The sequence below is a fragment of the Nocardia sp. NPDC059240 genome, assembly GCF_042753865.1.
Classification (GTDB): Bacteria; Actinomycetota; Actinomycetes; order Mycobacteriales; family Mycobacteriaceae; genus Nocardia.
In genome coordinates this window covers 32,918-53,933 of record NZ_JBHZAC010000022.1, presented here as the reverse complement: position 1 = coordinate 53,933, position 21,016 = coordinate 32,918, and the positions used below count along the sequence as shown (strand labels likewise).

At 67.5% G+C, this 21,016-nt stretch carries 19 protein-coding genes and 1 tRNA gene; 9 read left to right on the top strand and 11 right to left on the bottom strand.

The features are described from left to right. Window positions 1-24: 24 nt before the first annotated feature. Both ACFXHA_RS44495 and ACFXHA_RS44490 read left to right on the top strand, forming a co-directional pair. Window positions 25-1,497: an amidase gene (locus ACFXHA_RS44495; RefSeq protein ID WP_379367343.1), complete on the top strand. Its 1,473-nt coding sequence runs from the start codon at window positions 25-27 to the stop codon at window positions 1,495-1,497. A 26-nt stretch (window positions 1,498-1,523) separates the two neighbouring features. Beyond that, the gene (locus tag ACFXHA_RS44490; RefSeq protein ID WP_379367342.1) at window positions 1,524-2,471 is read left to right on the top strand and encodes an NADP-dependent oxidoreductase; all 948 of its coding nucleotides are present in this window, start codon (window positions 1,524-1,526) and stop codon (window positions 2,469-2,471) included. Between the two features lie 18 nt (window positions 2,472-2,489). On the opposite strand, the gene ACFXHA_RS44485 is transcribed toward ACFXHA_RS44490, so the two are convergent. Beyond that, a complete protein-coding gene (locus ACFXHA_RS44485) occupies window positions 2,490-3,365 on the bottom strand; it encodes a helix-turn-helix transcriptional regulator (protein WP_379367340.1) in 876 nt (291 codons plus the stop codon). Between the two features lie 128 nt (window positions 3,366-3,493). Between ACFXHA_RS44485 and ACFXHA_RS44480 the strand changes: the two genes are divergently transcribed. Both ACFXHA_RS44480 and ACFXHA_RS44475 read left to right on the top strand, forming a co-directional pair. Beyond that, window positions 3,494-4,396: an MBL fold metallo-hydrolase gene (locus ACFXHA_RS44480; RefSeq protein ID WP_379367338.1), complete on the top strand. Its 903-nt coding sequence runs from the start codon at window positions 3,494-3,496 to the stop codon at window positions 4,394-4,396. A 35-nt stretch (window positions 4,397-4,431) separates the two neighbouring features. Then, the gene (locus ACFXHA_RS44475; RefSeq protein WP_379367337.1) at window positions 4,432-5,838 is read left to right on the top strand and encodes a carboxylesterase/lipase family protein; all 1,407 of its coding nucleotides are present in this window, start codon (window positions 4,432-4,434) and stop codon (window positions 5,836-5,838) included. A gap of 23 nt (window positions 5,839-5,861) precedes the next feature. Here the strand turns inward: ACFXHA_RS44475 and ACFXHA_RS44470 are convergent, their stop codons facing one another. Further along, the gene (locus tag ACFXHA_RS44470) at window positions 5,862-6,707 is read right to left on the bottom strand and encodes a class I SAM-dependent methyltransferase (protein WP_379367335.1); all 846 of its coding nucleotides are present in this window, start codon (window positions 6,705-6,707) and stop codon (window positions 5,862-5,864) included. Between the two features lie 141 nt (window positions 6,708-6,848). Between ACFXHA_RS44470 and ACFXHA_RS44465 the strand changes: the two genes are divergently transcribed. After that, complete coding sequence (locus ACFXHA_RS44465; protein WP_379367334.1) at window positions 6,849-8,327, top strand: serine/threonine-protein kinase; 1,479 nt, start codon at window positions 6,849-6,851, stop codon at window positions 8,325-8,327. Window positions 8,328-8,767: 440 nt separating this feature from the next. Here the strand turns inward: ACFXHA_RS44465 and ACFXHA_RS44460 are convergent, their stop codons facing one another. The 6 genes from ACFXHA_RS44460 to ACFXHA_RS44435 form a co-directional block, all read right to left on the bottom strand. Then, window positions 8,768-9,805, bottom strand: coding sequence for a LacI family DNA-binding transcriptional regulator (locus ACFXHA_RS44460; protein ID WP_379367333.1), 1,038 nt, complete (start codon window positions 9,803-9,805; stop codon window positions 8,768-8,770). A 243-nt stretch (window positions 9,806-10,048) separates the two neighbouring features. After that, complete coding sequence (locus tag ACFXHA_RS44455; protein WP_379367332.1) at window positions 10,049-10,963, bottom strand: Gfo/Idh/MocA family protein; 915 nt, start codon at window positions 10,961-10,963, stop codon at window positions 10,049-10,051. Between the two features lie 128 nt (window positions 10,964-11,091). Then, window positions 11,092-11,168, bottom strand: a tRNA-Leu gene (locus tag ACFXHA_RS44450). Between the two features lie 60 nt (window positions 11,169-11,228). Further along, the gene (locus tag ACFXHA_RS44445) at window positions 11,229-12,074 is read right to left on the bottom strand and encodes a universal stress protein (RefSeq protein ID WP_379367330.1); all 846 of its coding nucleotides are present in this window, start codon (window positions 12,072-12,074) and stop codon (window positions 11,229-11,231) included. Window positions 12,075-12,325: 251 nt separating this feature from the next. Then, window positions 12,326-12,817 (bottom strand): hypothetical protein, encoded by a 492-nt coding sequence (locus ACFXHA_RS44440; RefSeq protein WP_379367328.1) that lies wholly within the window; start codon window positions 12,815-12,817, stop codon window positions 12,326-12,328. Then, window positions 12,814-14,061 carry a hypothetical protein gene (locus ACFXHA_RS44435; RefSeq protein ID WP_379367326.1) on the bottom strand — a complete coding sequence of 416 codons (1,248 nt, stop codon included), beginning with the start codon at window positions 14,059-14,061 and terminating at the stop codon, window positions 12,814-12,816. The genes ACFXHA_RS44440 and ACFXHA_RS44435 overlap by 4 nt, the downstream gene beginning before the upstream one ends. 179 nt (window positions 14,062-14,240) lie before the next feature. Here ACFXHA_RS44435 and ACFXHA_RS44430 point away from each other — a divergent pair, with 179 nt between their 5' ends. Then, complete coding sequence (locus ACFXHA_RS44430; RefSeq protein ID WP_379367324.1) at window positions 14,241-14,582, top strand: hypothetical protein; 342 nt, start codon at window positions 14,241-14,243, stop codon at window positions 14,580-14,582. Between the two features lie 56 nt (window positions 14,583-14,638). On the opposite strand, the gene ACFXHA_RS44425 is transcribed toward ACFXHA_RS44430, so the two are convergent. The 3 genes from ACFXHA_RS44425 to ACFXHA_RS44415 are packed head-to-tail and all read right to left on the bottom strand — an operon-like array spanning window position 14,639 to window position 17,754. Further along, on the bottom strand, window positions 14,639-16,000 hold the full coding sequence (locus ACFXHA_RS44425; RefSeq protein WP_379367322.1) for an NtaA/DmoA family FMN-dependent monooxygenase: 1,362 nt from the start codon (window positions 15,998-16,000) through the stop codon (window positions 14,639-14,641). Beyond that, window positions 15,997-17,169: an LLM class flavin-dependent oxidoreductase gene (locus ACFXHA_RS44420; protein ID WP_379367320.1), complete on the bottom strand. Its 1,173-nt coding sequence runs from the start codon at window positions 17,167-17,169 to the stop codon at window positions 15,997-15,999. Before ACFXHA_RS44420 ends, ACFXHA_RS44425 begins: the two co-directional genes overlap by 4 nt. Before the next feature lie 45 nt (window positions 17,170-17,214). Next, window positions 17,215-17,754 carry a hypothetical protein gene (locus ACFXHA_RS44415; protein WP_379367319.1) on the bottom strand — a complete coding sequence of 180 codons (540 nt, stop codon included), beginning with the start codon at window positions 17,752-17,754 and terminating at the stop codon, window positions 17,215-17,217. A gap of 9 nt (window positions 17,755-17,763) precedes the next feature. On the opposite strand from ACFXHA_RS44415, the gene ACFXHA_RS44410 reads away from it, so the two are divergent. The 3 genes from ACFXHA_RS44410 to ACFXHA_RS44400 all read left to right on the top strand — a co-directional run bounded on the left by ACFXHA_RS44410 (window position 17,764) and on the right by ACFXHA_RS44400 (window position 21,004). Next, a complete protein-coding gene (locus ACFXHA_RS44410; protein WP_379367317.1) occupies window positions 17,764-18,477 on the top strand; it encodes a hypothetical protein in 714 nt (237 codons plus the stop codon). Window positions 18,478-18,743: 266 nt separating this feature from the next. Beyond that, the gene (locus ACFXHA_RS44405; RefSeq protein WP_379367315.1) at window positions 18,744-20,171 is read left to right on the top strand and encodes an MFS transporter; all 1,428 of its coding nucleotides are present in this window, start codon (window positions 18,744-18,746) and stop codon (window positions 20,169-20,171) included. 257 nt (window positions 20,172-20,428) lie between these two features. Continuing rightward, complete coding sequence (locus ACFXHA_RS44400; RefSeq protein WP_379367314.1) at window positions 20,429-21,004, top strand: MspA family porin; 576 nt, start codon at window positions 20,429-20,431, stop codon at window positions 21,002-21,004. Window positions 21,005-21,016 lie beyond the last annotated feature (12 nt).

Below are 21,016 nucleotides of genomic sequence, written 5' to 3'. Positions count from 1 at the left end.
CGGCGGGCCAATAACGTCGAATTCATGGAATCGAATCTTCAGTCGGCGGAAGAAATGTTGGCGGCACTGCGGGCCGGTGCAGTGACATCGGTGGAGCTGACCGAAGCGGCGATCGCTCGAATCGAGCGGGAAGACAAGGCGATCAACGCCATCTGCGTGCCGGATTTCGATAACGCGCGGGCGGCGGCACAGCGTACCGACGCGGCGCGTGCCCGCGGCGAGGACCGGCCGCTGCTCGGCATTCCGGTGACGGTCAAGGAGTCCTACGACATGGTCGGGCTGCCCACGACCTGGGGCATGCCCGAGTACGCGAACTATCGTCCGGCCGAGGACGCGGCACAGGTTTCGCGGTTGAAGGCGGCAGGCGCGGTGTTGCTCGGCAAGACCAATGTCCCGGCAACGCTGCGAGATATCCAGAGCTACAACGACATCTACGGCACCACCAACAATCCGTGGGATCACACCCGCACCGCGGGCGGATCCTCCGGCGGCTCGGCGGCGGCCCTGGCCGCAGGATTCGGCGCACTGTCCATCGGCTCCGACCTCGCCGGTTCGCTGCGCACGCCCGCCCACTTTTGCGGAATCTACGCGCACAAGCCAACACTCGGTCTGGCGCCGACCCGGGGCATGGTCGCGCCGCCCAGCCCGGCCCTACCGACCGACCTCGACCTCGCCGTCGTCGGCCCAATGGCACGCACCGCCCGCGACCTCACCCTGCTGCTCGATGTCATGGCCGGCCCGGACCCGCTGACCCACGGCATCGCCTACGACGTCGCGCTGCCGCCCGCACGTCACGAGCAGCTGTCGGACTTCCGCGTCTTGATCATCGAGGACCATCCCCTCATCCCGACCGGGTCGGCGGTGCGAGCGGGCGTGAACCGGGTCGCGGAGGCGCTCACCGACGGGGGTGCCCACGTCCGACGCCACAGTCCGCTGCTGCCCGATCCCATCGAAGCGGCGACGCTCTACATGCAGCTGATGCTGTCGAATGCCGCCGCAACACTTCCCATCGACGTCTACGAACGGCTGCGCACCGACGCCGCCGCTTTGCAGCCGGACGACCGGAGTCTCGACGCCGCCCGGCTGCGCGGCATGGTCCTCAGCCATCGCGACTGGGTCCACGCGAATGCTCGCCGCGAACTCCATCGCCAATCCTGGCGTCGGCTCTTCACCGAATTCGACGCCGTCGTCTGCCCCATCACCCCCACCCCCGCCTTCCCGCACAACCACAACGGCGGCTTGGAGGACCGCCACCTCACCATCGACGGCACCGACTACCCCTATTTCGACCAACTCGTCTGGGCCGGAGTGGCCACCATGCCCGGCCTCCCTTCCACGGCCATCCCCACGGGCCTGTCCCCGGAGGGCCTCCCGGTGGGAGTCCAGCTCATCGGCCCGATGTTCGAGGACCGCACCCCACTTCGGCTGGCCGAACTGCTCGAGCAGAAACTCGGCGGCTTTCGACCGGTGAACTCGGCGCGGCTGCACTCGCGCTGAGGAGTCGTTCTCGTATGGTCCTGACCATGACCCAGGTGCGGAGTGGCAACGGCAGCCGGGCGGTCCGGCTCGATTCGTTCGGCGGCCCTGAAGTTCTCGCCGTCCATGAGGTGCCCGTACCGGAGGCCGGGCCGGGTCAGCTGCGAGTCCGGGTCACCGCGGCCGGTCTGAACCCGATGGACTGGTTCATGACCGCTGACGCGGACACCGCCGGCCGGTTCGGCCTGACCCTGCCGGTCGGATTCGGCACCGATTACGCGGGAGTGGTCGACCAGGTCGGTGACGGGGTGACCGGCTTCGCACCTGGCGACCGGGTATTCGGTGGTGCCCTGTCGCGCGCGGTCGCCGACTTCGTGGTGGTCGATCCCATCCCGGGCACGGCGGCGAACGAAGCGCACCACACCCCCGACGGTGTCGACGACCGTACCGCCGCCACCCTCACCATCGCCGGGCGCACGGCATCCGCTGCCCTCGCCGTGGTCGCACCCGGACCGGAGGACACCGTGCTGATCGGCGGCGCGGGCGGGGGAGTCGGGGTGTTCGCCGTCCAACTGGCCCGGATCGCCGGGGCGCGGGTGATCGGAACCGGATCGGCGGCATCGGCCGACTACCTGCGCGATCTCGGTGCCGAGCCGGTCACCTACGGCGACGGCTTGGCGGATCGGGTCCGCACCCTCGCCCCCGGCGGTATCACCGCGGCCATCGATCTCTTCGGCACCGAAACAGTGCATGCCGCAAGGTCACTCGGCGTCCCCGACGCCCGCATTACCACCATCGCCACCCAGATCGACGGAATCACCCCGGCCAACGGCGCCAACGCCGCCCCCGGCGCGCTGGAGGAACTCGCCCGTCTGGTCGCGACCGGTCAACTCCGAGTCCCCATTGCCGCGGAGTTCCCGATCGATCAAATCCGCGCCGCGGTCGAACTCCAGGCCGGTCGACGAGTGAAGGGCAAAGTCGTTATCGACCTCTGAGAACCGGGTCGACCCCGGTCATGGTCGAACGCTATCGAATTCCTGATCGACGGAAGCGGAACGGGCCAGCAGTGCCAGGGAGTCCGACGCGCTGGATCCCGGGGGCGTGGTGACGACCACGATCGACTGTTCGGGTGAGCGGGCGGGGATGAGAATCTGCTGGGTGACGGTGAGCGGGCCGACCAGGGGGTGGCGTAGTTCGTAGGAGTCGGCCTCGCACGGTGTGACCCGATGATCGCTCCACATCTTCACGAATTCCGGGCTCTTCATGGACAATTCGCCGATCAGGGCGGCCAGCAGCGAGTCGTCCGGGTACCGGCCGGCGACGAGGCGGAGATTGCCGACAACGGCGCGGGCCTTGCGTGGCCAGTCCGCGTAGAGGTCACGAGTGTGCGTGTCCAGGAACAGCATTCGAGCATGATTGGGCCGGTCCGCGGGACGATCCGGGGCGGTGGGGTCGATGTGCCCGGCGAGGAGCGCGTGCCCCAGGCCGTTCCATGCGAGCACGTCGGTTCGGCGGCCGAGCACCATGGCGGGCGCGGTGTCGAAGGCGCGCAACAGATCTCGCGTCAGTGGATGCATTCGTTCCGAGGGTGGGAGTCCGGTTCGCGGGCGTCGCGTCGCGAGGTGGCGCAGATGCTCACGTTCGTGTTCATCGAGTCGCAGTGCGCCTGCGAGTGCGTCGAGGATGGCCGCGGAGGCATTGCCGGCCTGTCCCTGTTCCAGCCGGGTGTAGTACGACACGCTCACTCCGGCCAGCTGCGCCAGCTCTTCGCGACGCAAACCGGTCACTCGCCGTCGCCCAGGAAACTCGGGCAGGCCGACGTCCTCCGGGCGCAGGCGCGCACGACGTGCCCGCAGGAACTCTCCCAGCTGCATCGGGCCACCACTCATCAGCCCAGTCTGCACCCCGAGCCGGCCGCGAGCCTGACCCTGCCGGGGATACGCAGAACCGGGGCTGGCTCGCCGTCGCGCCCGGACCGCACGCTGAGGCGGAAGCACCGAAACCTCAGGAGCGCACTATGGACGAGATCGTGCTGGGTGATGTGACGATCACCCGGATCATGGAGTACCACGGCTCGGTCGAGATGACCCCGCAGACCTTCTTCCCCGACAGCCCCGAGGACGCCTGGCAACGCCACCGGTCCTGGCTCGCACCGGATTTCGTCGACACCGATGCCGACGACTGCGTCTCGGCCGTGCAGACCTGGCTGCTGCGCAGCGCGGGCGCGACGATCCTGGTCGATACCGGCGTCGGCAATCACAAGGAACGACCGTATGCACCCGTCTGGGGACACCTGAACACCGACTTCCTCGGCAATCTGGCTCGCGCCGGGGTGCGGCCGGAGGACGTCGATGTGGTGATCAACACCCATCTGCATATCGATCACGTCGGCTGGAACACCTACCTCGACGGCCGCGATTGGGTCCCCACCTTCCCCAACGCCACCTATCTCATGCCGCGACGCGACTTCGACTTCTGGAATCCGGCCAACGGCCACCCGACCGTCTTCGGGCGCGGCAACCAGAATGTGTTCGAGGACAGTGTCATCCCGGTGCACCAGGCCGGTCGGGCACTGCTCTGGGACGACAGCTACCGCATCGACTCGAATCTGACACTGGAGTCGGCGCCCGGGCACACGCCCGGATCATCCGTACTCACGCTGCAGTCCGGCACCGACCGCGCGGTGTTCGTCGGCGATCTACTGCACAACCCCGTGCAGTTCGTCGAACCCGACATCAACAGCTGCTTCTGCGAGGATCCCGCGCAGGCCCGCGCCACCCGTCGCCGGCTGCTCGGCCGGGCGGCCGATACGAACGCGCTCGTATTGCCCGCGCATCTCAGTGGGCACGGTGCCGCCGAAATCATCCGTGACGCAGACACATTCGCCATCAAGGAATGGGCTCCGTTCACGCGGCTGTGACCCGCGGCTGTTCCGAGACACCAGGAGGGACTCACATGTCCGACCCGATCGTCACCACCACCGAAGGCTCCGTCGCAGGCCGCCGCCGTGAGACAGCGCACGTTTTCCTCGATATCCCTTATGCCGCACCGCCGATCGGCTCCGCGCGCTTCGCCGCACCCGGATCGCATCAACCGTGGGCCGGAGTTCGTGACGCCGGCCGTCCCGGACCCACGGCACCGCAGCCACGCCGTGACGGCTTCGGAAAACTCGACATGTCACCGTATTTCGGTCCCGGCTGGATGGCCGGCGCGGACTACCTGACAGTGAACATCTGGACACCACCGCAGGCTCGCAACAGCCCGGTCATGGTGTTCGTGCACGGTGGCGGATTCGTCAGCGGGTCCACGCGCGCACCGCTGTACGACGGAACAGCTTTCGCCCGGGACGGGGTCGTCCTGGTGACCGTCAACTACCGCCTGGGGATCCCCGGATTTCTCGATCTGCCCGGCGCGCCGGCCAATCGCGGCATGCTCGACATCATCGCTGCCCTGCGGTGGGTGCGGCGCAATATCGCCGAGTTCGGCGGCGATCCCGGCAATGTCACCGTGTTCGGGCAGTCCGCCGGGGCCACGATCGTCGGTGGGCTACTCGCCGAGCCCGAGGCGACGGGGCTGTTTCATCGCGCTATCGTGCAGAGCGGCAACGGATTCGGTGCATTCAGTCCGGAACAGGCCGCGCGGGTTACCCACGCGGCAGCCGATGCGATCGGAATCAGCCCCACCGCAGCAGATTTCGCCGATATCCCGGATGAACGCCTCATCGCATTGCTGCCGGAGCTGACCGGCTTGGACCTGCGCACCGAAACCCGGTCCGACCCACTGGCGGGACTCAGCCCCTTCAGCCTGGTCCTCGACCGGCAACCGGCCGAGGCCCTGACCGCGGTCGGTGTGCCACTGATCATCGGAACGAACACCCGCGAAGCCAACCTCTACCTTGTGCCGCAGGCCAATTCGACAACCGAGGTGGAGTTGCACGCCACTGCCGCCCGGATCGATTCCGATCCCGAGGCGCGCATCGCGCGATACCGCGACCTGTCCCCACAGGCGACCCCGGAGGAACTGCAGTCGACACTGCTGAGCGATGCGCTGTTCGGAATCGGCAGCAGACACCTCGCCGCCGCCCATGCTGCCCACCGAACGGCCCTCACCTACACCTATGAATTCGACTGGCACTCAACGGCTGTGGACGGACGCCTCGGCGCGGCACACACCGTGGAACTCCCCTTCGTCTTCGACAACCTCACCCTCCCCGCCCTACACGGTCCCCGCGGCCTACTCGGCCCATCCACCGCCCCAGCCGCGCTCGCCGCACGCATGCACGCGGCATGGATCCAGTTCGCCCACACCGGTGACCCCGGCTGGGCGCCCGCACAAACCCACCGCTTCACAGATCCGTCGTGAGGCGTCCGATCGGGCACATTCGTTCAGATGACCCGTGCGGCCACCAGGGTTTCGAAGGTGTAGGGCCGCACGCCGTCGGTACGGTCGGCGAAGTACCGCTGCTGGAGTTCTGCGCGTGTGGGGTGGTCCACGACCTTCAGGCCGCACCGGCTGACCAGGCTCTCGATCTCGGATACCGGCCAGCCGGGCTGAAGCGGCTCGCCGACCGAAGCCGCGATCGGTGTGTAGATACGGGCGTATTCCGTCGACGCGTCGTCGAGCGCAGCGTCCTCGGCCAGGTAGGAGAACACCACCTCGGACCCGGGCGCAGCCGCCGCGATCGTGCGCAACGTCGACTCGATCGCCTGCGCCGTCAGATAGGGGGCGACGCCCGTCCAGCAGAACATCGCCGGCTGCGTCCAGTCGAACCCGGCCGCGCCCAACGCATCTCGAACCGGTTCGGCCTCGAAATCAACCGGTACGAATACCTGCGAGGGGTTGAGCGGCAGGCCGATCTCTTTGACCCGCTCGAGCTTCCAGACCTGGGAGGCAGGGTGATCAACCTCGAACACCGTCAGCGAGCCGAGCAGATCCGGCCGCCGCCACGCGAACGAGTCAAGTCCCGCACCGAGAATCACGTACTGCGTGAAAGCACCGGCAGCCAGCCGGTCCTCGGCGTACCGGCTGCGGGTGCAGACAGCCGCACGGGCCTCGAGCCGGACCGGGCCGGGAAACAGTGGATCGAACTGGTCTCGCAGCTGCTGCCATAGCGGGCCGACAAGCACCAGGGCCAGCACATCGTCCAGTACCCACGGCGACGCCGTCTCCAGGCGAAACAATCCACGCGATATGGCCGCGAATATCGCCGTCCTGCTCGGCGCGCTTTCCATGCATTCCTCCTTGCCGACCAGAACCCGGCACCCACTTCACAGGATGCGCCTGCAGCGGCCCGACAGCACGTACAGTTCTCGTATTCGCGGGTTTTCGACGCGATGACCTGAGCTTTTCGGCGAAGCGGTTCGGGGGACGGCGTGGAGTTGCGACCAGGTACCTACTTCGCCGGATACGTCATAGAGCGGTTGATCGGGACCGGCGGGATGGGTGCCGTGTACCTCGCGGGTCACCCACGCCTCGAGCGGCGCGTCGCCCTGAAGGTCATCAGCGCTGTCTTCGCGGGCAATCACGGGGCCCGAGCGGCGTTCGAGCGCGAAGCCACCCTCGCCGCCCGCCTGGAACATCCGAATATCGTTGCGGTGTATGACCGTAACGACCCCGGTGATGACGCATTGTGGTTGTCGATGCGTTTCATCGCCGGCGGCGACGCCACCGGCTTGCTGGCTGCCCGCCCCCATGGACTCGAACCGCAACGGGCGATCCAACTGATCACCGACGCGGCGGAGGCCCTCGACTACGCGCACAGTCGAAACGTGCTGCACCGGGACGTAAAACCCGCGAACCTACTGATCGAACATGACCCGCGTCGCGGCGAGCGCGCGATCCTCACCGATTTCGGAATCGCCCGGTCCTTCGACGACACCCTCACCGTCTCCCGCATCACGGCGACCTTCGCCTACGCCGCTCCCGAGCGGTTCGCCAACGACCCCACCGATCATCGTGCCGACATCTACTCCCTCGGTTGCACTCTCCACCAACTGCTTACCGGCCAGCCACCCTTCCCCCGGAAGGATCAGGCGGCCATGATCGCCGCACATCTACTCGACCCGCCACCGAGCCCGCGATCGATCCGGCCCCACCTGCCCGCAGCACTCGATCAGGTCATCGCGACCGCGATGGCCAAATACCCCGGCGACCGCTATCAGAGCTGCGCCGACCTCGCCGCTGCCGCAATGGCCGCCATGTCGGGCACCGCCCAGCCTCCCCCGGCGAGCACGACTGTCGTCCACCGACCGTCTCCGCCGAAACCCAGTGGTCTCCCGCTCTACCAGCCGCCCACACGATCGGCAGCTCACATCGTGCCGTGGATCGCGATCCTCGCGGTAGCGGTTGCCATCATCGCGGTAATCGCCTGGGCGCCATGGCATCACCAGTCGACAGCGACGCTGCCCCCACCAACATCGACCTCGATACCCGCCCAGCCATCCACCCAACCGGCCTCCACCACACCCCCGCCGACCACAACCGTCGCTGACGTACCCGGCCTGACCCCCTTCGTCGGCTCCTGGCACGCCCACGGCTCGGGACTCGAAATCGACCCGAACGGCTCCGGCAGCCTGACCTACGCCGACCTCTCAGCCTGCCCAACCGCCTGCTCCTACGGCGCCGCCCCCTCCGCAACAGTCCGCTTCACCGTGACATCGGTATCGAACGGACTAGCCGCCGGAACCGTCACCGCCTCAACCGATATCGAAAACGACAAAATAGGCGAACAAGTCCGGATCACCCTCGGCTCCGGCCTCCAGGGCAAAGGCGTAGTCCTCACAGTAACCATGGGCAAAATGAACGAGTTCCCCTTCTGCAACGAAACCTCAACCAACTACTGCGGCAGCTGATCCCGTCCACGGGCAGCCCACGCGTACCGCCCTCCATGCCGACCCGCCTGGCGGTTCAGACAACCTGTTAAGGGCGATGATGATCCCCGGCGACTCGGGCAGCTTGAAGTTATAGGTCCACGAGATCGGCATTTCCGGGCCGCAACGCGACCATCTGGACGTTGAATCGGTGCGCTGGAATTGCATTTCATTCTGACTGCGCGTCGAAATCAGCAGGGTATTGGTTTGGCGAGGCAGGGGTCGAGTCGGTTGGCCAGGCGGGTTCGGCGCTGGGCGGACCCGCGTAGGAATGCGGCGATGTGCTTGCGGAGGCGGGCCTCGCGCGGCTGCGGATCGGGTACGACTCGAGCGTCGGGTCGGGCTGAATTGGCTTGGGCCCGTGTCGCCTTGACGGCGATGTGTCCGGCAATGGGATGCATGTCGATCTCCTTGTGCGAGCGTTAACTGCGCACCGGACCGGTGCTGGAGCGGATAACCAGTTTGGTGGGTAGGGCGACGCGGTCTTCGGTGTAGGTCGGATCCAGGAGCATGCGTCCTAGGAGTCTCCCCTTGTCCCGAATCGGTTGGCGGACAGTCGTGAGCCCGACGGTCTCCGCGCCTGGGATGTCGTCGAATCCGGTGACGGAGATGTCGCGCCCCGCCTCCAGGCCACGGCGCCGCATCGCCTCGATGACGCCGAACGCGAGCACGTCGCCGCCGGCGGCGATCGCGGTCGGGCGGTCGCGGCGATCGAGGGCCAGTGCGGCGGCAGCGATACCGGACTCAACGGAGTTGTGACCGCCGGATACAAGCGTCAGCCGAGCGTTCGCCCCGAGCCCCTCCCGTAGGCCCTGCATCCGCAGCTGTGCGTTGTTGTACAGCGTTGTCGCGTCGGTGATCTCGTGCGGCGCGGTACTGGCTCGTCCGGAGTCGACCACCATCGCGACATGGGTATGGCCGAGTCGGGCCAGGTATTTGCCGAGACCACGCATGGCCTCGACCTCATCGATCACCACGCGCCGTCCGGCAGCGAGGTGGTCATCAGTGTGAGCGAACGGCAATCCGCGCTGCGAGATCACCTCGAGGGCAGGATGTCCGGCGTCGATGCAGTAGCCGACGACGCCGTCGACAACGGCATGCCGCACGGTCTCGACCGACTCGCGCATGGTCTCCTCGTCAGCGCCCGGCTCGTACCGGGGCAGCGGGATGAGCAGTAACCCCGTGCGCGTTCCCTCGGCAACCTCGCTCAACCCGGCGAGCAGACCGACCGCGAACGGATCGGAGAACGCAAAGGACAGCTGCTCGGTGAGGAGCAGCCCGATCGCGCCCGCGCGGCGGCTACGCAGCGTACGGGCCGCGGCGTGCGGACCGGAATAACCAAGCTCGCGCGCTGCCGCGAAGACCCTTTCACGCACGTCGGCAGAGAGCTGATCGGGCTTGTTATAGGCATTGGACACTGTCGAAGTCGATACGCCGACCGCAGCGGCGACGGACTTCATGGTCGCTCTCGAAGACACGTACAAACTCCTCCACAACGCCTTCTGTATCGTTCTACTAGAACGATACAGAAGGCTGCCGAGTAATCAATCCATCACGGCAATGAAGATCGTTGTGTAAGTGCGGAGTTGGAGGAAGGTTCGATGAGTCCTTCGTAGCCGTGCAGTGTTAGAACCGTGAGGCCGTTGCTGGGACCCGCGGGGCCCGGATTGGGAATACGCCGGTTGAAAGCTGGGGCGGCCGGGTCAGCCGTTGATTTCACGGATGATCTGTTCGCAGAGTTCGTGGGTGTGCAGGGCGTCTGTGGCGTCGAGTCGGTAGCCGGTGCGGATTGCGTTGAGGAAGTGGTTGACTGCTTGGGATATGCCGCGCTGTTGGCTGACCGGGGTCCAGTCGCCGCGGGGGTGGGTGGTTGTCACGCCGCCGTCGTAGGTGACGGTGTCGCCGAGGTTGGTCACCTTGTATTTGGTGTTGTCACCGGAGATTTCGAGGGTTTCCTCGGTGATTCCGCTGCATCGGTTCATGATTCCCACGGCGGTGAAACCGTCGCCGGACAGCTGCAGAACAATGTGATCGAGCTGCTCGTTGCCGGGAGTTCTGCGGCCGCGTACGTGGATGTCGGTGACCTTGTCAGGGGCCAGGAAGCGCAGGGTGTCCACGACGTGAATGAAGTCGTCGAAGACGAAGGTGCGCGCGGACTCCGGTTGATCGTGGCGGTTCTTCTGCAAGATGATCATCGACCTGCTGCGGCGGGCCGCCTCGACGTAGGCCGGGGCATACCGTCGATTGAAGCCGACCATGAGGCTGCGCTGCAGGCTCTCGGCCAGGTCGACCAGATGGCGTGCGCCCTCCAGGGTGTAATCGAGTGGCTTGTCTACGAATACATCGATCCCCGCTCGCAGCAGGGCATCGACCAACTCGACGTGTGCACTCGTGGCCGCGTGGACGAATGCCGCCCGGATGCCCGCGGCCAGCACGGAATCCAGGCTGGAATGCCGATTGGGCAGCCGGTAGCGATCCCCGATCTGATCCAGTTTCTCCGGATTGCGGGTCATGAGATGGATGTCCAACCCCGGCTCGGCCGCCAGTACCGGCAGGTAAGCCTTCTCAGCGATATCGCCCAATCCGATCACTGCCACCGGCAGCAGCCTGCTCTCCATGCCGATCAGCTTGTCACGTGGTTATAACCAGTCGCCACTGCACGCCGCGCTTCGAGGCGCGGACCACCCTCGAATCCCGCCGCCCGCCGACCCGATTGCTCACCACTCACGTTGTAGCGCAGCATTTTTGGTGCCCCCGCTGGGGTTCGAACCCAGACTGTGCGGATTTTAAGTCCGCTGCCTCTGCCAATTGGGCTACGGGGGCGTCTGGGTCAGACTACCGAGCCGTACGGTCGTGCTGGTAGCAGGTATTCAGGGGGGTGGGTTAGGGGGTGGGGGTGATCATGATGGGGGTTTGGACGGAGAGGAGGAGGGATTGGCTGGTGGAGCCGAAGACTTTCGAGGTGAAGCCGCTTCGGCCTCGGGTGCCTACTACCAGGAGTTGGGTGCTGCCCGAAAGGGTGAGGAGGGAGCGTTCGGGGGTGTCGTGGCTGGTTTCGCGGTCGATGCGGACATTGGGGTAGCGCTCTTGCCAGCCGGCGAGGCTTTCGGCGAGGACGTAGTCGTCGAGGGCGTCCATTTCGGGGTCGTCGGAGGAGCCTTCGGCGTGTAGGGCGATGACTGCCACGCCGCGGGCGGCGGCCTCGTCGAGGGCGGCGGCGATGGCGGATTCGCTGATTTTGGTGCCGTCGACGCCGACCAGGATGGGGCGGGTGGCGAGGTCGAGGGGGAGGGGGACGCCGTCTCGGACAACCACGAACGGGCAGTGGGAGCGGCGGGCCAGGACCGAGCTGACCGAGCCGAGCAGGGCGCGGCGCAGGGTGCCGCCGCCGCGGGCGCCGCCGACCAGCATGCGGGCGGTGCGGGTGCGTTCGAAGAGGGTGGGGATGATTGCGCCGGTGGCGAGTTCGGTGGTGACGGTGAGACCGGGCTCGGCCTTGGCGGCCTCGGTGGCGGCGGTCTCCAGCAGCCAGTTGGCGTGGTCCTCGAGCCGGTCGTAGTCCTCGGTGGTGAGGGTGGTGCCCAGGCCCAGCCCTTGATCGGGGGTGACCTCGAGGACGCGCAGCAGGTGCAGGGGTGCGTGGTGCAGGGCGGCGGTGTGGGCGGCCCAGGCCACCGCGGAACCGGCCGATTCGTCCACCGCGACGATGACGGTGTCCCCGTTCGACATGCTGTAGTCCTCTCCATCCGAATTGCGTGGCGCGGCTACGTGATAGCTGAGCGGTCGCTACCGACCCTACGCCGAGGTGTGCGCCGCGCCGCCGAGCGGCATGCGGCCACCGGTCGCGCGGATGTTGATTGCCCAGGTCCGGCGGGAAGAAACCCCGGGCCGCACCGAGGGGTGTACGGGACTCGGTGCGGACCCGGGCCGGGCTGTCGAAAGCCCATATCGGCATCCTGGTACCTCAACCGCCATTGAGGTCAAGTCGGGCGTAAGGCTCCCTCCGGCCAGCGGACCGTCACCGGCATGCCACGCTCCCGGGCGATGGCCACCACATCGGCGGTGCCGCCGAAACCACGGGCGGGCAGGCCGTCCCACACGGCCAGCAGCTCCGTGGCCTCGTCGAGCATGCGCAGGCTACCGGCCTGGTGCGCTTCGGAATTCGACTCCTCGCGGTCCAGCGCGATGACCCGGTCGGCGGCGTCGAGCAGCCGGTCGTAGTCGGCGTGATGGCTCGCGGGCAGACTCGACCGGTACCGCCGGGCGGGAATCACGGCGGTCAGCAGCCCGCCCGCGTCCAGGATCGCCTGTGCGAAAAGCGAATCCGGCCCGTCGGCCAGGCAGCTCACCCCGAGCAGCGGCGGCCCGCCCGGCCGGATGCGCAGCGCCACCTCCAGCCGCAGCGCCCGATCCACCAGTGCGAGGGTGGCTGCCGGCAGGCCACGGTGCCCGGTGATGGCGACGCTCGTCATTGATCGTCTCGTCCGTAGAGGGTGGCGAGGGCATCGTCGAGTGCCCTGGCCTCGACGGTACGCGCGGGCAGTCCGGCACGGAATGCCCTGGCCAGGCGGGTGATTCGCTCGCTGTGATAGGTGAGCCCGACCATCAGCGCCTCGGCGGCGAGCGCGCATCCGCCCTCCACGTCGCCGGAGCGCGCCAGCACCTGCGCATGCTCGACCTGGGCGAGAGCGCGCGGCTTCTCCGCGGTCAGCGAGGCGTCCGCGTTCTGGAAGGCGATGTGCGCCGCGCGATGATCGCCCAGCCGCGTCAACGCGCTGGCCTGGTAGCGGGCCGCCTTGGGGCCGTCGAAAACGAACACCCACGGCCACTGGGGTTCTCCGCGTTGCCGATCCACCAGCCGCTCGGCCCGCCGCAGTGCTCCGAGCGCGCCCGCGCGATCCCCGGTCGCCGCGTGCGCGACAGCCAGCAGCGACGACATCCATGCCCCGGCACTGTCGGGCACATCGGGACTCAATTGCGATGCGGCGGTGCGCAACAGCGTCAAACCCGCTCGGGCATCACCCATTTCGACCGCGTAGTGCCCGAGGCTGGCGGTCATGTACGACACCAGCAGCGGATGATGCGTCCGCTCGGCATGCCGGATGGCCTCCACGTAGCGCCGCCGGGCCGCCGCGTCATCCCCACGGTCGGCGGCCAACCACGCTGCCAGCCCGGCGATTTCGGATAGTGCCCGGAATCCTCCGGAGGTGCGCAGGCGATCTCGCACTACCCCGGCCACCAGATTCAAATGCGCGTCGACCACCGGCGCGAGCCGGTCCGAGGGGATGGAGGATTCCATTCGGCGGTAGTTGGCGGTGGGCCCGGCCATGGTGTCGATGAGCTCGGATTCCGTTGGCGCGGAATTCGACAGCACCGCATTGGTGGTAACCACCAGGGCGCTGGTGAGGAACTGCTTGCGGTTCACGCTCGGGTCATCCGCCGCGTGATGCGGCGTGCGGAAGCCGAGTTCGGCGTCCGTCGCCACATTCAGGACCGCCCGCATGGCGGCCCGGTAATGCTTTCTGGGCCATGTCGTTTCGCCTCGCTCCCACTTGCCGACGTGTCGTTCGTCGACGGCCCCCCGCTTGCTGGTGGCCCGGAAAACCTGGTCGTTGACGGCGTCCGCCAACTCCCGGCGAGTCATCGATTGTCCCGGCGCTCCGGGGGATTCCATGCGCTGGCGAGCCTCGATGAGCAGCTCGTTCCGTCCGGTCACGGCATGCGGCCTCTCTGCAGGACCTCTCCCGAGAATAGGTCTTCCAAGGATTTGCCGCGCCGCCGTGACCCCTATTTGCCCCGTACTTTCCCCATCGCACGCCATCGATCAATCGGGACACGCGGACCAACGTTGAAGTCGGCACAGTCACCGGCAGCGAAAACCCCTGAGGGATAGCCATGACATCGGAACCCAGCGCCATCGGATGGTTGCGAAGTGACATTTCCGGCGAACGTCAGCAATGGGATGAGGCGCGGATTCGCATCATGGCGCACCGGCTCGGCTACGACCTGCGCAAGACGGTGGTCTTCGGCCCTTGGACCGACCGACCGGTCCATCGACTGCGCGTGCTCGTCTCCCGGCTCACCCTGGATGCCGTCATCGTGCCCAGCATCGAGCACTTCGACGGCGGCTGCGTCCCCGCTGAATTGGTGGCCGTCACCGACATCATCACGGTGACGCCGGAGAACACCTACGCCCGCTACGCCGCCGGCAACCTGCCCGAACGCTTCGAGGCATAGCGGCGGATTCGCCACCCGCGACGAGGGGTGCGGGCGGCGAACCGCCGGGGCCGCGATCAGCGGCGGGTGAGCGGCGGGCGGAGCCCGAGGTGTTCACGCAGTGTGGTGCCGGTGTAAGCGGTCCGGTACGAACCTCGTTCCTGGAGTTCGGGAATCAGCAGATCCACGATCTCGTCCAGACCGGTCGGCACGCGGTAGGGGGTGATATTGAAGCCGTGGCTCGCGCCGTGCCGCACCCAGCGGGTCAGCTCGTCGGCCACCTGACCCGGCGTACCCGCGAAACCGAAACGGGCGGTGGTCTCCACGGCCACCTGCCGCAGCGTCAGACCCTTCGCCTCGGCGAGTCCCCGCCACTGCGCCACGATCGCCCCGCGATCCTGACCGTCCCGCTGCGCACCGCGCGTGGCCGAGATCGCCGACGACTCCGGATCCTCCACCGGCAGTGGACCATCCGGATCCAGATGCGACAGATCCCGCCCCCACACCTGACCCGCCAACGACAGCGCGGTCGCGCCGGTGATCTGCTGCTCCAGCACCCAGCGCTTCTTCTCCTCCACCTCGGACGCGTGCTCGGCCAGCACGATCTGGGTGCCCGGCAGAATCCGGATATCGTCGGCGGGACGACCGGCGGCGACCAGGCGGGCGCGAATATCGTTCGCGAACTCCAGAGCCGGATCGAAGTGAGTTCCGAAGGGGGAGAAGATGACCTCCGCCTGCGCGGCCGCGAAATCCCGTCCGGCGGGGGAGACCCCGGCCTGGAAGATCACCGGATGACCCTGTGCGCTGCGCGGAACGGTTGGGGTGAGACGCACTCGGAAGTGCGTGCTGTCGCGCTCGACCGTCCGCACCGCACCGGGATTCAGCGAGGCATCGTCATCCCGAGACGGCGTGACCTCGTGCTCGGACCAGGAATCCCAGATCTCGCGGGCCAGGCTCAGGAATTCGGCGGCCCGCTCGTAGCGGTGCGCATGATCCAGGTACCCGCCACGTCGGAAATTCTCACCGGTCCAGGCATTGTCGGTGGTCACCACATTCCAGCCCGCGCGGCCGCCGGACAGCACATCCAGGCTGGCCAGTCGACGCGCCAGATCGGCCGGTTCGTTGTAGGTGGTGTTCTGAGTGGCCACCAGGCCGATCCGCCGGGTGATCCCGGCCAGTGCCGCCAATTGTGTGATGGCGTCCGGTCTTCCGGCGATATCGGTGTCGAGCAGCTGCCCGTCCTGTTCGCGCAGCCGCAGGCCCTCACCCAGGAAGAAAGCGTCGAAGAGCCCGCGCTCGGCGGTGGTGGCCACGCGCCGGAAGGTCTCGAAGTCGATCTGCGACCCGCTGCTCGGATCCGACCAGATCGTATGGTGATTCACGCCCTGGAAGAAAACGCCGAAATGCACCTGGGCGTCGGGGAACGGGACCTCGGTCATCGAGCGAACTCCTTCGCGTAGCGGTTGACGGGACGGGCCAGGCCCAGGTTCTCGCGCAGCGTCGAACCGGGAACCGGGCGATGCGCGAGCCCGGTGCGCAGCAGCGCCGGCAGGACGTAGCGAGCCAGGATCGGGAGATCTTCGTCCAGCTGGGCGGGGTGCAGCCGCACGCCGTCGGCGACCGGCGCGAGCTCGGTGAGCAGGGCGACCAGATCCGACGGCGTACCCGAAAACGCCAGGCGACCAGTCGATTCGGGTTCGGCTGCCGTGACCGGCGAGGTTGGGCCGTTGCCGTATTCGAGATCGGTGGCCGCATCCGGGAGGAGCGGGGCGGGTTCGAGTCCGGTGGCCGCATCCGGCAGAAGCGCGGCGGGTTCGAGTCCGGTGGTCCCAGCGGTTCGGTGTCCGTGGCGCTGCCGTGCGGTCGTCGCCGTGTCGAGGGTGACGTCGATATCCACCAGCACACGGGGGATTCCGGCCGCACGCGCCGCGCTGGCCGCGGTGATGACGGCCGCCACGGTGGGGCCGCTGACCAGTGCCACGTCGATGCCCTCGGATTCGGCTGTGCCGTAACCGAAGACGACCACCTGGCCTTGCGGCGGGCGCGGCACGATGGCGGGGCCCTTCACCGAGAAGGTCTCGCCGATGAAATCGATGTGGTGCAGCTTGTCGCGGTCGAGGAACTTCCCGGCGGCGTAGTCGCGGATGACCGCGTCGTCCTCCCATGAATCCCACAGTCGCCGTGCGGCTTCGATGGCATCGACGCGCTCGCGGCGGAGCTCGGGCTCGGTGGTGCGCGGGGTGGCTCCCCAGGTCGAGGCGGCGGCGGGGTCGTTGGTGGCGAGCCAGCCTGCGCGTCCGCGCGAGGCGTAGTCCAGGGTCGCCAGCTGGGACGAAATGTGGAAGGGCTCGGCGTAAGTCGGCGCGATCACTGGGACCAGGCCGAGAGTGCTGGTAGTAGCTGCGACGAAACCGGCGCGGACCGAGGCGTCCAGTCGGGCCGATCCCGGACCCGGCGGCTGCAGGGAGTCGTCGATGGTCGCGAAGGTGAAGCCCGCGTTCTCGGCCGCGTGGACGCGGGATCGCCACGCGTCGGGGTGCAGATCCTGGCCGTCGAGTTCGATTCCCAACGCGAACAGGCCCGTTCGGTATTCGCTGTCACTCGCCATAAGTTTGACGATCGTCGAACTGCGCGCGGTGGGCCACGGTTGCCGTCAGCGTGATCCGAACCCGGCAGAGTCTGAGTGACCCAGCTCACTCCGAGTCATCTTGCGGATACCCCTAGGGGGTATTAACTTGATCATTCGTAAGGCACGAAAGCAGTTGAGAGGGACGAGAAAATGACCACCGAAGCCCACGCCGGACACCACAACCACGCAGCTCACGGCGATCACGCTGCCCATGCCGACCATGCCGAGCAGGCGGCGCACGCCGATCACGCCGCCCAGGTCGCGCACGCCGATCACGCCGCGCACGTGGGTCACGCGAATCACGCTGCGCACGAAGGCCATGACGCTCATGCTGGCCACGACGCGCACGCCGGACATGGCGCTCACACCGGAGATGACGCTCACGTCGGCCATGACGCCCACGCGGCGCATGCTGCGCACGGCGGACTCGATGCGCATGCCGGGCATGACGCCCACGCCGCGCACGGCGGACACGCCGCGCACGGCGGACACGACGCCCACGACGCCCACGCCGGACATGGCGGACATGGCGGACATGGCGGACATGGCGGACATGGCGGCCATGACGCGAGCGTGCCGGGCGGGCTGCAGGTCACCCAGGACGGCTACACACTCGACCTCGCCGAAAAGATCGTCGTCGCAGGCGAAACCGAGTTCCGCTTCCGCATCCTCGGCCCGGACGGCGCGGCCGTCACCGAGTTCGACGCCATCCATGACAAGGAACTGCACCTGATCGTCGTGCAGCGCGAGCTGACCGGCTTCTGGCACGTCCACCCGGTGCGGCAGGCAGACGGCACCTGGACCGTGCGGTTGAACCTCCCCGAGGCGGGCGCCTACCGCGCCTTCACCGATATCGCGCCGCGCGCCCTCGGCAAGACCATCACGCTCGGAGCGGATTTCGCGATCGCGGGCGACTACCGGCCGGGCACCGCGCCGCAGCCGGAGCGCACTTTCACCGTCGACGGCTACGAGGTCACCCTGGAAGGCAACCTGGTCGGGGGAGCGGGCGAACTGCTCACCCTCACCGTGCGCAAGGACGGCGCGCCAGTCACCGATCTGCAGCCCTACCTGGCCGCCTACGGTCACCTGGTGATCGTGCGCGCCGGCGACCTGGCCTACGTCCACGTCCACCCGAACGGCGAGCCCGGCGACGGCGTCACCGCCCCCGGCCCGGACGTCACCTTCCACACCGCCGTCCCCGGCCGTGGCACCTACCGCCTGTTCCTGGACTTCAAGCACGGCGACAAGGTCCGCACCGCCGCCTTCACCCTCCCCACCGCGAACTGAGCTCGGCCCACCGCGAACTGGGCTCGGCGAACTGGGCTCGGCCCGGCGCGAACTGAGCTCGGCCCACCGCGAACTGGGCTCGGCGAACTGGGCTCGGCCCGGCGCGAACTGGGCTCGCCTGGCGCGAGCTGAGCTCGGGCCAGCGGCCAGCTGAATCCCACACCGGTCGAATTGAATCCGCACCAACTGAAAGGAGTCGCCATGTGCGCCTGTCGATGTCACCGCAGCCGTGATCCACCTTCGACATCCAAAGGAAGTGTTCCACCATGCGCACCATGCCCCTGGCCGTCTGGGCCCTGGTCATCGCCGCCTTCGCCATGGGCGCCGACGAATTCGTCGTCGCCGGAGTGGTGCAGGAGATAGCGAACTCCCTGCACGTATCCCTCGGCGCGGTAGGCAGATTCGAGAGCGCCTACGCTCTCGGCGTTGCCATCGGCGCGCCGCTGTTCACCGCCATCGGCAGCCGTGTCAGCCGCCGGTTCATGCTGTTGGCCACCACCGGCGTCTTCCTCGTCGGCAATCTCGTCTCCTTGCTCGGCCCCACCTACGGCGTGATCCTCACCGGCCGCGTCATCGCAGCCCTGGCACACGGTGCCTTCTTCGGCATCGCGGCACTCTTCGCCGCCGAACTGGTCTCGAAGGCCAAGCAGGGCCGCGCCATCGCCACCGTCTTCGCGGGCTCCACGGCCGCAACGATTCTCGGCGCACCCATCGGCGCGGCGGTCGGCAAGGCCCTCGGCTGGCGAGCCACCTTCGGCACTCTCGTCCTGTTCGGCGTGATCGCGGCCATCGGCCTGATCCTGCTGATCCCCAAGACAATCGGCCGCGAACGAGCACGAGCCGTCCAATCCCACGACCACAACCACAGCCCCCACCCTGCCCACGCCCACGCCCACGCCCACGGCGACGCCCACGCCCACGCCCACGGCGACGCCCACGCCCACGGCGACGGTCACGCCCACGGTCCACATGAGCACGTGGCGGAGGCGGCGGATGGGGCTGAGCTGGATGCGCATGCTCGCATGCACATGGCGGGCGGCGGGAGTGCGCCGCTGCGGGATCAGCTGCGGGCGTTGCGGCGGCCCGCGGTGTGGATCGGACTGCTGACCACGCTGCTGGGTTACGGCGGGGTTTTCACCAGCTACGTGTATCTCGCACCGCAGTTGACCGAGGCCACCGGGCTCGGAAAGCAGTGGGTGACACCGATGTTCCTGCTCTTCGGCCTCGGCCTGTTCGCGGGCAATCAGCTCGGCGGGAAATTGGCGGACCGGAATCTGCGCCTGGCCCTGCCAGTTTCGATCGGCGGACTGGCGGTCAGCCTGTTCGTGATGACCCTGCTCATCCACCATCCGATCACCGCGGCACTGGGCCTGTTCGCCTACGGCGTGGCGGCCTTCTCGGTGGTGGCCCCGCTGCAACTGCGGGTCATGCAGCAGGCCGGTGACGCACCGGATATCGCCTCGGCCGCGAACATCTCGGCCTTCACCCTCGGCTCGGCCCTGGGCATCTGGCTCGGCGGCACGGCCATCGACAGCGGGCCGGGCGTCACCTCGGTCAACTGGGTGGGCGGCAGCATCGCGGCGGCCGGTCTGCTCCTGACCCTGGTGTCGCTGGGACTGGACCGGGTCGTGAATCCAGCGCTCGAGAGCGAGCCGTTCCACCAGGAACATCAACACCTGGACGCGGCCGAGTAGGCGGTGAACAGCCGGAGCTGGAATATGCAGGACATCAACGGTTTTCGAAGCCTGCCTCGGTGTCGGGTGGTGCGCGTCGGTTACCGTGAGCTCCACCACACTAGTTTGCTGAAAGATTGCTAACAAGGTTGGCGGTCTGTTCTGGTTGGGGGGTCGGAAGCTCGAAAGTTCTTGAACTGTGGGGTGGATTCGCGTTGTCAATGAGGGTGTTGATGTTCTCTGCAAGTTTGCTGTCTATTGTTTCGATGGGGTGCGGGGTGGCGTCGGCGGAGCTGGTTCGTAGTGCCGACCATGTGGTCACGAAACCGACTGTGGACGGGTGGATCGCGGAAGCGTCGCTGGTGAATGTGCTGGTGAACACGGTCCCGAATCTGGCCCGATCACCCTGGTCGCGTGAGGCTTTCATCGATGCCACCGCGGTCGGCGCTATCAGCGGCCAGGGCAGTACCGGGGTGAAGGCGGGCGTCTTGCGCACCGGTCTGCAGCTGGGGTGCAACACCGACGTCTCGTCCGGCCTGCAGACCGGGTCGTCGGGATCGGTCGGCCCCAATGCGTCGGTGACCGTTTCCGAGCGGCCGTCGCTCGATGTCGGCGGCAGTGCGACGGTGTCCCCGCAGATCCAGACCACGATCAAACCCGGTGCCATCACTACGATCCCGCTCGGTGAACGCATCCTCGAGGGCGCCGTCGGGGCGTCGGACCTGACCGGCATCCAGGTCCACGTCGACAACTGCCTGGGCCCGGTGAGCGTGCGCGTCTACACCCAGTTCTCCCTTTCCAGCCACATCGCCGACACCACGGTGACGGTCTACTCCGACCCGACCACCATCTGAGCGGCAGGATCA